At 33.2% G+C, this 12,185-nt stretch carries 12 protein-coding genes; 4 read left to right on the top strand and 8 right to left on the bottom strand.

What is annotated here, in order from left to right; translation table 11 throughout:
• Nucleotides 1–438 precede the first annotated feature (438 nt).
• Both JNUCC25_RS28135 and sigH read left to right on the top strand, forming a co-directional pair.
• A complete protein-coding gene (locus tag JNUCC25_RS28135; RefSeq protein ID WP_454223528.1) occupies nt 439–627 on the top strand; it encodes a hypothetical protein in 189 nt (62 codons plus the stop codon).
• 398 nt (nt 628–1,025) lie between these two features.
• Nucleotides 1,026–1,676 (top strand): RNA polymerase sporulation sigma factor SigH, encoded by a 651-nt coding sequence (gene sigH, locus JNUCC25_RS28140; protein ID WP_454223529.1) that lies wholly within the window; start codon nt 1,026–1,028, stop codon nt 1,674–1,676.
• Between the two features lie 161 nt (nt 1,677–1,837).
• Here the strand turns inward: sigH and JNUCC25_RS28145 are convergent, their stop codons facing one another.
• Entirely contained in the window at nt 1,838–2,110 is a 273-nt protein-coding gene (locus JNUCC25_RS28145) for an HU family DNA-binding protein (protein WP_454223530.1), read from the bottom strand.
• A 543-nt stretch (nt 2,111–2,653) separates the two neighbouring features.
• On the opposite strand from JNUCC25_RS28145, the gene JNUCC25_RS28150 reads away from it, so the two are divergent.
• Nucleotides 2,654–4,369: an NAD-dependent malic enzyme gene (locus JNUCC25_RS28150; protein ID WP_454223531.1), complete on the top strand. Its 1,716-nt coding sequence runs from the start codon at nt 2,654–2,656 to the stop codon at nt 4,367–4,369.
• A gap of 197 nt (nt 4,370–4,566) precedes the next feature.
• Here JNUCC25_RS28150 and JNUCC25_RS28155 read toward each other — a convergent pair whose 3' ends face one another.
• The 5 genes from JNUCC25_RS28155 to JNUCC25_RS28175 form a co-directional block, all read right to left on the bottom strand.
• Nucleotides 4,567–5,811 carry an MFS transporter gene (locus tag JNUCC25_RS28155; protein ID WP_454223532.1) on the bottom strand — a complete coding sequence of 415 codons (1,245 nt, stop codon included), beginning with the start codon at nt 5,809–5,811 and terminating at the stop codon, nt 4,567–4,569.
• Between the two features lie 175 nt (nt 5,812–5,986).
• Nucleotides 5,987–6,163: a hypothetical protein gene (locus tag JNUCC25_RS28160; RefSeq protein ID WP_454223533.1), complete on the bottom strand. Its 177-nt coding sequence runs from the start codon at nt 6,161–6,163 to the stop codon at nt 5,987–5,989.
• A gap of 65 nt (nt 6,164–6,228) precedes the next feature.
• Entirely contained in the window at nt 6,229–6,618 is a 390-nt protein-coding gene (locus tag JNUCC25_RS28165) for a hypothetical protein (protein ID WP_454223534.1), read from the bottom strand.
• A gap of 154 nt (nt 6,619–6,772) precedes the next feature.
• Nucleotides 6,773–6,940 (bottom strand): hypothetical protein, encoded by a 168-nt coding sequence (locus JNUCC25_RS28170; protein WP_454223535.1) that lies wholly within the window; start codon nt 6,938–6,940, stop codon nt 6,773–6,775.
• 237 nt (nt 6,941–7,177) lie between these two features.
• Nucleotides 7,178–7,696 (bottom strand): hypothetical protein, encoded by a 519-nt coding sequence (locus tag JNUCC25_RS28175; RefSeq protein ID WP_454223536.1) that lies wholly within the window; start codon nt 7,694–7,696, stop codon nt 7,178–7,180.
• A 339-nt stretch (nt 7,697–8,035) separates the two neighbouring features.
• On the opposite strand from JNUCC25_RS28175, the gene JNUCC25_RS28180 reads away from it, so the two are divergent.
• Nucleotides 8,036–9,384, top strand: a protein-coding gene (locus JNUCC25_RS28180) for an IS3 family transposase (protein WP_454223148.1) whose coding sequence is annotated in 2 segments (ribosomal slippage) — nt 8,036–8,483 and nt 8,483–9,384 — 1,350 coding nt in all. Because the reading frame shifts where the segments join, the coding sequence is not laid out codon by codon here.
• Between the two features lie 247 nt (nt 9,385–9,631).
• On the opposite strand, the gene JNUCC25_RS28185 is transcribed toward JNUCC25_RS28180, so the two are convergent.
• The gene (locus JNUCC25_RS28185) at nt 9,632–10,267 is read right to left on the bottom strand and encodes a YcnI family copper-binding membrane protein (RefSeq protein WP_454223537.1); all 636 of its coding nucleotides are present in this window, start codon (nt 10,265–10,267) and stop codon (nt 9,632–9,634) included.
• 21 nt (nt 10,268–10,288) lie between these two features.
• Nucleotides 10,289–11,896, bottom strand: a complete 1,608-nt coding sequence (locus JNUCC25_RS28190; RefSeq protein WP_454223538.1) for a copper resistance protein CopC — start codon at nt 11,894–11,896, stop codon at nt 10,289–10,291.
• Nucleotides 11,897–12,185: the final 289 nt, after the last annotated feature.

Consider the following 12,185-nt stretch of genomic DNA (forward strand, 5'->3'; position numbering starts at 1 on the left):
TACATAACGGTCACTATAAAAAGTTTATAAAATCAAGCACACTTCCTTAAAAGTTCCAGCCAAAAGAGGCAACTTTTCTGCGTATTGAATATTAGTTATAAGCTGGCGTTTTAAATTGTCTTAAGTATAGAGGGGGGAGTTTTTAATAAGGGAGTAGTAACAAATTACAGAAATATGAATAGAAGAGAGAAATTAGTATGAGATTTTCTTCTGATCAAAGAAAAATGGTGAAAGAAAAAGTAAATTCACCATTAAAAGACAGTATAAAGTTCTTATAGACGTTTTAAAGGATATTTTAGAAAATAAAAAGAAGGAATATTATGCAAAATAAAAAGGTATGCGGATAACCTTCCTATGTATACTTTTATTAAGTTTGTTAATGATATCCAAAAGTAAACTACGAGAACAAGGAAAAGAATAGTTAAAAGGTGATTACGATTGAAAGAAAAGGAACTTCAAGAAGTAAATCAACATCTAGATAATTTATTTAAAGACTTGCTAGAGGGGAAAATAACAAAAGACGAGTTTCATATTCTATCTGATAATCTCTACAAAAAGCAAACAAGATTAAGATATACACTTGAGTATGAAAATGGAAAATATTACAGAAATTATTTTAACTCATAGTATTATATATATTCAAAATAATACTCTTCTATTAAAAGTTATTTCAGTTGTTAGACAAAAAACTATAACAAATGGGTTGTTTTTTACTAACTGCTAACAAGCCTTCTAAAAAGCAGGTTAGCCTGTTATTAACGTATTTAAAGGTTGGAATTTCGGTGCTGGATTTTTTATTATTATCCTCCCTACAACTACAAAGAGATCAAAAGAGGTGAAGATATATTTAGGAAATATCAAGTTGATCAATGAGCTCCATTTATTCTGTACATTTAACGCTATTTATAGATTAGCCTATTTCAACTGAATGAAAAATCACTTTGAAGGGCTATGTTAGTGAGTTTAAGGAAAAACTCTTAGTTTATTAACATCAAAACTCAATTGAAGTTGACGGAGGGATATGAGTGAGTAGAAGCATCGAAATAAAGCCGTCTCAAAATTATTCTAAGCTAGAGGATAACGTATTATTGGAGATGATCTATGATGGGGATGATAAATCATTAGATTTCTTAATTAACAAATATCAGAAACTTGTTCAAATGAAGGCAAGAACCTACTTTTTAATTGGTGCTGAGAAAGAGGATATTGTTCAAGAGGGAATGATTGGCTTATGTAAGGCTATTCATAACTTCAGGGAAAACAAAATGTCCTCCTTTAAGAGCTTTGCTGAACTTTGCATTACTAGACAGATTATAACTGCCATCAAAATGGCCACCCGTAGAAAGCATGGCCCTCTAAATTGTTATGTTTCTCTTAATAAGCCTCTTTATGATCAAGAATCAAATGATATACTGATGGATACAATATGTGGAGGAGAAATAACAAATCCGGAAGCATTAATTATTGATCAAGAAAAAGCTAATGATAGAAAACAAAAAATAGAAGAATTACTTAGCAATTTAGAGCGAAAGGTACTATTGCTGTATATGGATGGATACTCGTATGTAGAAATTTCTCAAAAGCTAAACATACATGCAAAGTCCATTGATAATGCCCTTCAACGAATAAAAAGAAAGCTAGGTCAATATACAGAGGAAAGAAAGGTTATTTCATAGCTTCCTAGAAAACTGATTCATTTGTTCTTATAGGATATGAGAACGAATAGTAAACGAAGTTTTAATAGCTTCTTATTTTTAATTACGATGGTGAACAGTGTAACAAAAAGCTCTACGTATGCTATCGTAGAGCTTTTCAATTAAGCGAATAATAAAAGAATTTATTTAACAGCTTCTTTTAATTCTTTTCCGACTTTAAAAGCTGGAACTTTTGAAGCTGGAATTGTTATTTGTTCACCTGTTTGAGGATTACGCCCTGTGCGTTCTGCACGTTTACGTACTTCAAATGTACCAAAGCCGACTAGCTGAATTTTTTCTTCTTTCGCAAGTGCATTAGAAATTGTTTCAAACAAAGCGTCTACAGCCTTTTTTGAATCCTGTTTCGTTAGTTCAGATTTTGTTGCAACAGCATCTACTAGTTCAGTTTTATTCATATTCAAACACCTCATTTTTTATTTTAGATAATATGTAGAGATGCTAACGTATCATAGTTTTCATACACTTGTCACTCGATAAGGCTAGATAAAAAAGAGAAATTCTTGTTTGTTGCTCGGAAACTTTCATCTTTTTTTCACTATTAAATGATAAATTACTTGTTAATCATGCTGTAAAGCATTTTTTCATAGATGTTTCCCTTTCCATTTTCAGGCTTACCTATAAAAGGTGAGCTTTTCTTCTTATAATCTGTATTTTATCTACATAATGGGATCTTCCGGGAAAATAAACTTTAGGGTGCACTCCCATATATGCCTTTCTCTCTACCACTAGTCTTATTAAAAAATTATGTTTTCAAAAATTCTAAAAAACTTTTTAAACCTTTAAATTGCTATCTCAGACATATTATATGTTTAAGGAAGCACTCCTTCGTTTAAAAGTATTGTATGGGGTAAGAGGAACCTTTTATAAATCATTATAATGTCTATGGCATTTCAAACATTGTTTTTTACATTCACTTAAGAACGGAAAGGGGATAATATATGAGACCTTCTACTGAAGCACAAAAGAGTTTCGTTCAAACACCATTAAAAGGAAGAAACATTTTATTGAGCCCTAATTTAAACAAAGGATCTGCATTTACAAAAAGAGAAAGAGAAGAACTCGATTTAGATGGATTATTACCACCCACTGTACTGACATTAGAAGAGCAAGTACAACGTGCTTATCAACAGTTTAAAAATGCATCAAATGATTTACAAAAAAATAATTTATTAAACGATCTACATAATCGAAATGTAGTATTGTTTTATCGATTATTAAAAGATCATTTAAGTGAAATGCTACCCATTATTTACACACCGACCGTTGGAGAAGCTATTCAGGAATATAGCCATCAATATCACCGTCCCGATGGTCTTTATTTATCCATTGATGAAGCAGACAAAATAGACAAAGCAATAGAAAATGTAGAAGTAAGCTCAGAAGATATTGATTTGATCGTGGTTACAGACTCTGAAAGCATTCTTGGAATAGGGGACTGGGGGGTAGGCGGAATTAACATTGCAGTGGGTAAATTAGCAGTATATACAGCTGCTGCTGGTATTGATCCAAGTCGTGTTCTTCCTGTTGTGTTAGACGTGGGAACCAATAATAAAGAATTACTTAAAGATCCACTTTATTTAGGTAATCGTCATGAGCGTGTGAAAGGTGAGGCTTACAATCAATTTATTGATCAATTTATAAATAAAATAAGAAATAAGTTCCCAAAAGCATTGTTGCATTGGGAGGACTTAGGAAATAGAAATGCCAGACGCATTATAGAAGAGTATGGAAATCACCTTTTAACATTTAATGATGATATCCAAGGTACGGGTGTGATTACATTAGGTGCTATATTGACTGCTTTAAAAATTACAAAGACCTCTCTAAAAGATCATCGTGTTGTTATTTTCGGACCAGGTTCTGCAGGTATTGGAAACGCTGATCGGATCCATAGTGCTATGGTTCTTGAAGGTCTTTCGCAAGAGGAAGCATATGATAGGTTTTGGGCCTATGATTATAGAGGACTACTAACAGAGGAGTTAAATGATTTAGCTTCATTCCAGCAGCCTTATGCTCGTAAATTAGAAGAAATAAAGAGCTGGGAAAAAGATAAGGAAAATAAAGTACCTTTATTAGAAGTGATTAAACAAGTAAAACCTACTATCCTAATTGGTACATCAGGCGTGTCAGGTGCGTTTAAGGAAGAAATTATTAAGGAAATGGCCCGTCATGTAGAACGACCTGTGATTATGCCTCTATCTAATCCTACTAAATTAGCTGAGGCTATTCCAAAAGATATTATAAATTGGACAGATGGCAAAGCATTAATTGCAACAGGAAGTCCATTTGATCCAGTGGAGTATAGAGGAAAAACATATGACATTGGCCAGGCTAATAACGCATTTGTATTTCCTGGTCTTGGCCTAGGTGCAATTGCTGTAGAAGCTGAAAAATTTACAGAGGCCATGTTTGCTGAAGCTGCAAATGCAGTCGCCCATATGGCTGACACTCAAACCAAAGGTGATACGTTACTTCCACATATTAAGGATCTCCAAGAAGTATCGAAAACAGTGACTATCGCTGTAGCAAAAGTTGCTATTAAAGATGGCGTATCTAAAGTTCAAGAACAGGATGTAGAAAAGTTAATAGACAAAGCTATGTGGAAACCAGAATATAAAACGATTCGACCAATGAGTAAGGTAGGAGTAAACTGACCTCCACGTAAACCTTTTTAGGATGTTTTATAGCTGGTGTCACAAAACATCGTTCAAACAACAAATATAGCAGAAAAAACCTACCTCTTTTGACTGGGAAGAGATAGGTTTTTCTGTTTTTTAAGATGACTATGATATACAACCTTAGTTAACATAGTGTGAATTATCGGCAGATTAGAAATTTGTAATATAAGTGCTTAAGCTTTTATAGAGTGAGATTCTTGCTCCGTTACAGTTTTGATATTATAATCCCTTAAAGTTTTTGATGATAAAGCCAGGATAGCTGAACCACAATACAGAGCAGCTGCCAAAATAAAAACAAGTTTCACACCTAACATATCTCCTAAATATCCCATTATTAAATAGGTAACACCTGTCCAAGGAGTAAGTATGATGTTTCGAGCAGCTGTGACTTTAGCAAGTTCAGACTGTTTAATAATGTCTTGTAAGACCGTTACCTGACATGTGTCTCTGATTTGATATAAAGGACCCATCAGTAAACAAAAAATAAGCGCAAGTATTCCACTGGAAGTTGTTGAAAACATAAATGTGAATAGTGCCATAGACAAACCACTTAAGGCTATAATGTATCCCATTTTCATTTCTAAAATTCTTGACAAATATACAACAATTAATCCTCCTAGAATAGCACCAATGAAGTAAGATGCATTAATAAACCCCCACCAATCTTCTCCCTCTCCTAGTACATCGTGAGTAAATGCTAATAGTAAAGCAGAAGACCATATAGCATTGGCTAAAGCTTCAAAAAAGTCCATAATAGTAATATTTATAAGGATGGGGGATTTATAAATTGAACTCCACAATGGTTGAGCTTTTTTCTTAACTGTTAATGTAGTGTCTTTATGAGGTAATGTAATCTTATAAATTAGAAAACCGGAGACAAAAAAAGAACCCGTTATTAAAAGAATCATAGTAAACGGAGAGATAAGTAAGGTTAAGATACCTCCTCCTCCCCAAAGGCCAGCCAATAATATTTGATTTACAACAGATAGACTACCATTCGCTCTAATATATTCCTTTTTTTCTACAACTAGAGGAATGACTGACATTCGAGCAGGTGCATACCAAGCCCCAATAAAATTTAATACAAATAAAACAATCAATAATAAAGTGAATGAGAATGTAAAATGAGTTACAATTAATCCACCTAATATTAAAGTTAAAACTCCTCTAGACCATCCTACAAATCTCAATAAAGCTAAGGTATGAAATGAATTAATATACTTAGCAGCATATAAATTGCTTAGAAATCCTGCAAGAGAAGTTAATGCTAGTACAGCACCTGAACCTAATACCGAATTAGTTTGCTTGTAGACATTAACCATAACTGAAATGGTTAATAAGGTATTTGCTAACGTCTGTAAAATCTGAGAGGTCCATAAAATTTTAAAATTTTTATTTAAGAACAACGATTTTTTCATTTTATCAACCTTTTCATAAAGATTTTAAGCCTTTAAACTCTTCCACCTCATAAAATTCCTTATATTTACACCTTATCAAATATAAGTATTAAAATCGTTATTTATGACATATATAGATTTAGTTAACATAGTGTAATTTCTAGGTATTAATATAAAAATATTAACGTTTATTTTCCTACATTGTTCGATAGGGCATAAACGTTCCACCAAAAAAATAACTTAATACAACGAGAAGTACAGCAAATAAAATGAATAAGAACCAACCTTTGGCATATGTGTTTGATTCTTGTTTGTTTTGTATTTTTTCTCTGTATTTTTTTTGGACAACATGATGTTTCGATATTTTTCTCATTAACATCCCCCTCTTGAATATTGAACAAACAATTGGAGCCAGTGTTGAGTAGCGATTATTCAACTTTATTTATTTTTTAAAATAATCTCTTCTTTTTTATCATTCCATTTCAAAATTATTATAGGCTTATCCGATTTTAACGTTTCTCTATTGACGATTGCGTTAGTTTTTTCTTCAAAATTCCCCTCTTTATCTAACTCTATAATTGAAACACCCCATTGTCCGTTTGGTGCTTCTAATTTAAAACTGAATTCTCCAACTGATTTCATATCTTTACCGGTATAAGTTAATTTAATAGTCTTTGGTTCTCCTTTATCTTTATCAGAGCTTGGCTTTACAATCTCTTTTACTGTCCAATTATCGCTTTTTCCAGTAAAAACTAAAGGTTCTTTATCTTTATCTTGGCACCCCCACATTAGAAACAGTGTAAAAACAATAAAGGATATCCTTTTCATCTTTCTCCCCTTAAATAAACACCTTTTTATTACATTTTATCAAGTATATAGAAAATATTCACCCTGTATATGATATACACCTTTAGTTAGCATAAACAAAGTTCTAGGCACGAAAAAAGGTAAGAAGGTATTTTGAATTTAACAAAATACCTTCTTACCTTTTTTTCTTACTTAACAAAACAACGATCCATATTAAAGCAATCGTATTGATTAATTCCAATATGGGTCCAATTCTCGCTAAAAATAAACTGATAACATTCCATAACATTTGCTTTTCACAACCTTCTAATCCATGCTTAATTTCTAACACTTTGGCATTCATACATTGTCTTTCTCCTATGAATACTATATACAACAGCAGTTTGCATAATACCTTTTTTAGGAATCCAACAAAACTAGCTTTATAAACAAAGGAAAACTATTTAGGCCTTAATAAATAGTTTTCTCTCGTTTTATTTTATTGTTAAAAGAAAAGAGGCATTAACATGACTCAATTGTTTAGAAATCCTAGAACACTCTAGTATATGCACTCTAAAATGAGCTTGTCCTAGACAAATGACTATTTATTCAATATTATAATGTTATTTTTATCCAAATCTAGTTTAAACCGGGCGATTTCTTTTATATCTTGTGAAACAACTAGAGTAGCCTTCAAAGCATTATCTTTTATCTCTTGTAAGGCTTCTTTTGATGGCAAAGGCGAAAATATAACATTGTTCTGTTCTTCACCTAAAATATAAACAAGACTAAATTCAATCACCTTTTTAGGCTCGATCTCTTTTACTGTTTGACTCCAACCTAACTTATTTTCATCTGTATCATAAATGTTCCATCCTAAAGCCTTATTTATAACTGTTAACAATGTTTTATCTGGTTCTATTGTTAGCTTTACATTATGTAGGTCAGAACAAAAGATAGACTCATGACAAATGTTTTTTACCGTAAATCTATAATATAAAGATGTGGGAACAATAAAGTCTGTTTGATAATTTTCTTCAGTTATTCTTATTGACCCTATAATATCTTCATTATCTGTTATCATTACATCTACTTTTTCTAATAAAAGAAATTTCTTCATAACTAGCACCTCCATATATTAAGTTATATATTTAAAAAGTATTTATATAATGCATTTAATTTTATAAACATTTTTACACACGAATAATATCGGATGATTTGAGCAAACTACTCAAGACGCCGTGAGGCATCTAACCAATCCTGTAAAATTCTTGTTGTTTAAAAGCAGAAAAACTCCCTTACTCGCATAGGGGAGTTTTTCTGCTTTTTAAGCTGTATATACTATACATGTTTAGTTAACATAATGTCTCTTTCCGGAAGACACGCAAACAAAAACCCTTGGGAGTGAACTGCGCCCCAATTGTTAGACATAATCTAACCAATTGGAGGCGCAGTTTTTATGAGGAGATTTTCAGAAGAAGAGAAACTAATGGCTGTGAAAAAATATTTATCTAATGAAGGGTCTTTTAAAAGAATCGGAGATTCTATAGGGGCAGATGAAGGAGATGTGCGCAGTTGGGTTCAACGCTTTCAATATCATGGGAACGAAACGTTTAAAAATTCCTATGCAAGGTACTCAGTAAAAGATAAACTAGATGTACTCACCTATATGAAAGAACAGGGTACGTCAATAAGAGAAACAGCTGCCATCTTCAATATTAAATCTAGAAGAACGCTTAAAAGGTGGCAAACTCTTTATGAGAATGGTGGTATTGATGCCCTAAAACCTAAGGGAAAGAGGCGTCCATCCATGAAGAAGATAAAGAATAAACAAGAAAACCCTACTACTCAATCAATTGATGCTCTACAAGCTGAGCTAGAATATTTACGTGCAGAGAATGCTTATTTAAAAAAGTTGAAGTCCTTAGTTCAGAAAACATCTCAACACGAGAAAAAGCAGAAGTAGTACACGAACTAAGGAAGCAATTTGACTTAAAATTACTACTACTTGTATCTAACCTTGCGCGCAGTACCTATTATTATTGGGTAAATGCTTCTTCCAATCGTATTGATAAATATGGAGATATGAAAAACCTTATCCAAGATATATTTCATCATCATAAGGGACGTTATGGATATCGTCGTATTACGCTAGAACTCAGACGCCAAGGCTATGTACTAAATCATAAAACTGTACGTCGTTTAATGAAAGAACTAGGATTAAAATGTTTAGTGCGAGTTAAAAAATATCGTTCTTATAAAGGAAATGTTGGAGAAACAGCTCCTAATGTCCTGCAGCGTGATTTTCAAGCTACTCACCCTAATCAAAAATGGGTAACGGATGTGACAGAGTTTCACCTGTTTGGTAAAAAGCTTTATTTATCCCCTATACTGGATCTTTTTAACGGTGAAATCATCTCTTATCACATCGAATCAAAGCCTATCTATCCTTTGGTAGGTAAGATGCTTGATCAAGCATTAAAATGCTTAAAACAGGGAGAAAAAGTCATTCTCCATTCAGACCAGGGTTGGCACTATAGAATGTCAAAGTACAAAAAAGCACTCCAACAAAATAATATTATTCAAAGTATGTCCCGTAAGGGCAACTGTCTAGATAATGCCGTCATAGAGAATTTCTTTGGCTTATTGAAGTCAGAGCTTTTATACCTTCAACAATTTAAAGATATGGACCATTTTGAGAGAGAGCTAAAAGAATATATACATTACTACAATAACACTCGAATTAAGGAAAAATTGAAAGGCATGAGTCCAGTCGAATACCGTACTCATGCCAACTATGTTGCTTAAATATAAATTGTCTAACTTTTTGGGTTCAGTTCAGAGGCAAGGGTTCTTCGGAGACGTCTTTTTCTTTTTTATGCACCTTTTATACATATGCTTACAAGGGGAAATATAGTCTTTGTGGAAGAATTATATTATTCCACAAAGACTATATTTTGGCACCTTATAATTGTGAACCCTAATAAAAAGCTACCTCCAATCTAATAGTAAATGAGGTAGCGTACTTTTTATTTTTCTATCATCTTTTTAGAGATTAGCTCTTCTTATTTCTTCGTAAGCTTAAAAGTAATGAAATAACGCCTAATACTAACGCAATAATAGAAAGAGTAGTAGGAAGTGTAGAATTTGAATCATTGTTAGTAACTTCATTACCGGCAGTGGTTTGGTTAGTAGCTGATGTATGAGAATCTTCTTCTGTGCCATTGTCTTTTACCACTGTCGTAATAGATGCAGGTGTTTCTGCATCAGCTGGTCCTTCCCATGCTACTGTTGATCCATCTTTATATGTTTGATACGCTTTCCAAACAATTTTCTTAGCATTGTCTCCTACTTTTCCTTGCATGTTAAATTCACCAAACTCAGTAGATGATAAACCTTCTCCAGTTGCTGTCCAAGTGACACTTGTAATTAAGCCTGAAGAATCCTTTTGGATGTCATATTTCCACCCTTCCATAGGTTCGAATCGAGAAACCTCTACATCCTTCGGAATCTCAATTTTCACTTTAGTAGTTGGAATATCTTTTTCAGTTGGAACGCGTACAGTGAATTTTTCATAAGAGCCTTGTGTCGCTTCTTGAGGATACACGACAACATGAGCACTTGCAGTCCCCGCAAATGCAATCGTTGAAAGAACTAATGTAGATAAAAGAGCTGTTACTTGTTTTTTCATTTCTTTTCCTTCTTTCCAAAATCATTCTTTAATATCATAGACAACAATGTCTTTATGAATCACAACCTCATCTAGGTTTGATGTAACAAGACGTACGGCAATCTGCCACCTTCCCGCATAGGGAATCACAAGGTTGTTCGTTACATACACTTTAGGTTGCAATTGCTTTTTCTCCTGATTCTCTTCTTTCTTTACTTGTAAAGGTACTTCAATTGGTGCAAGTTCACCTTTATTTTGAGGAGAAAGGGCAAGATCTACAGATTGAATAGAAGATCCATCCTTTGGTGAAGATGCTTTCACAAAAAGAGAAGCCTTCCCAGGAGATAATGTTGACGTTTTTACTATGAATTCAATGCCTTGCTGCTTTTCTTTCCAAACCAAAGGTTCATTCTGTGGAATTGGATTTAAATGCGTAATCGTTCCTACAATTACTACAATGATCAGCATAAAGCTTATGTCAGGAATTAAAAACTTTGCAAGACTTGGTTGATCATGTTTTCGTAGATGTTCTCTAATGAGTATGCCTACTCCTGCAACTAACATGACGATAAATATTTTAGCTAACAATAAAAGCCCCCATGTGGTTTTGAAGAGTGCCGTTATATCAGGAAGGAGCTTTAATGTGTACAGAATACCCGAAAGAATTAATAACATAAGACTAACAAAAGCTGTTCGCGAAAAAATTGGAAGGAACGCTAATGCTTGTTCTTTTTCCTTACGCCAAGCGATGAAGAGGTAGATTAAACCTGCTGACCATAAAGATGCTGTAAGCAAATGGATTAAATCGAGAACCATTGTATAGGCTGGTATGTTTGATGCTACAGCGTGACCGTTTAACGTAGTAGCTACTAACAGTAAACCTACCCATGTAAAATCAACCCACTTATTTCTTAATAGGAAGAGAAAACCTACACATGCAAGTAGAATACACGTTATCCATGACCAACCTGTGGTGGAATGAATCACAAAAGTTTTTATTTGGGAAAGACTAGAACCTTTCAGTAGCTCATTACCTTGAACGCATATACTAATTAACAAGAAAATTATGTAACTAGCTTGAAGATACTTTACAATTTTTCGATATTGTTGCGTTTGCTGGTGTGCTTGATAAGGAACATACCATTTCCATAATACAAAACCAGCTAGCCATAACAAAGCCATATAATATAATGTTTTAATCAACGAAAATCCTACATTATAAAAAAGACTCTGCTTGCCGTTTATATTCTTATTATTGTTGTCATCTACACTAGATTGATCCAGTTTTTCCCCTACTGAAAAGACGTATGTTCCTTGTACAGGGTGGCTATCTGCAGAAATGACTGAATAGCTAACGGTATAAATGCCTTTCTTAGAAGGAGGGACATCTAAAGAAATCGTTTGATGAGCGCGATTCATTTTTGCTTTTTTAGTTGTAATAAGTTTTCCTTTACCATTACGTACTTGAAGGCTAAAAACGCCCTCTCCTAGACGTTCATTAAACGTCAATGACACTTTGTCAGGCATTTGCTTTAATTGACTTCCTTCTTTCGGTGATGCATCTAGAAGGATAGCATGTGCTGACACGTTAAGAGGTGTAACTAAAGCAAAATAAGATATCAATACGAGTAAAAATATTTTTTTAAACATATGTTTTTCACCTATATATCCTTGATTATTACATTCAGTCCTAGTATAGATTAGGTCTTCAAAAAGGAAAATCACTCAAAAGGGTGATTTTCTTTCCATTATGGACAAAACATTGAACATTTTAAAACAAACGCTCAACTATACACACATCTTAAGAGAAAAAGCTGAAGTTTTGAATACAAACACATAACGTTACTTATTTTACTTCGGGGATGAACATAAAAAGACTTGCTTTAGATAAAAGCAAGTTAAAAGAAGGATAATCACGTTGGTTATTCCATTATAATCC

The organism is Priestia sp. JNUCC 25, assembly GCF_053667915.1.

Excerpts from the sequence above, each read along its gene's own strand:
- JNUCC25_RS28185 (WP_454223537.1), bottom strand. The coding sequence starts at position 10,267 with ATGAAAAAACAAGTAACAGCTCTTTTATCTACATTAGTTCTTTCAACG.
- JNUCC25_RS28150 (WP_454223531.1), top strand. The coding sequence starts at position 2,654 with ATGAGACCTTCTACTGAAGCACAAAAGAGTTTCGTTCAAACACCATTA.
- JNUCC25_RS28145 (WP_454223530.1), bottom strand. The coding sequence starts at position 2,110 with ATGAATAAAACTGAACTAGTAGATGCTGTTGCAACAAAATCTGAACTA.
- JNUCC25_RS28190 (WP_454223538.1), bottom strand. The coding sequence starts at position 11,896 with ATGTTTAAAAAAATATTTTTACTCGTATTGATATCTTATTTTGCTTTA.
- JNUCC25_RS28165 (WP_454223534.1), bottom strand. The coding sequence starts at position 6,618 with ATGAAAAGGATATCCTTTATTGTTTTTACACTGTTTCTAATGTGGGGG.
- JNUCC25_RS28175 (WP_454223536.1), bottom strand. The coding sequence starts at position 7,696 with ATGAAGAAATTTCTTTTATTAGAAAAAGTAGATGTAATGATAACAGAT.
- JNUCC25_RS28160 (WP_454223533.1), bottom strand. The coding sequence starts at position 6,163 with ATGAGAAAAATATCGAAACATCATGTTGTCCAAAAAAAATACAGAGAA.
- JNUCC25_RS28155 (WP_454223532.1), bottom strand. The coding sequence starts at position 5,811 with ATGAAAAAATCGTTGTTCTTAAATAAAAATTTTAAAATTTTATGGACC.
- JNUCC25_RS28170 (WP_454223535.1), bottom strand. The coding sequence starts at position 6,940 with ATGAATGCCAAAGTGTTAGAAATTAAGCATGGATTAGAAGGTTGTGAA.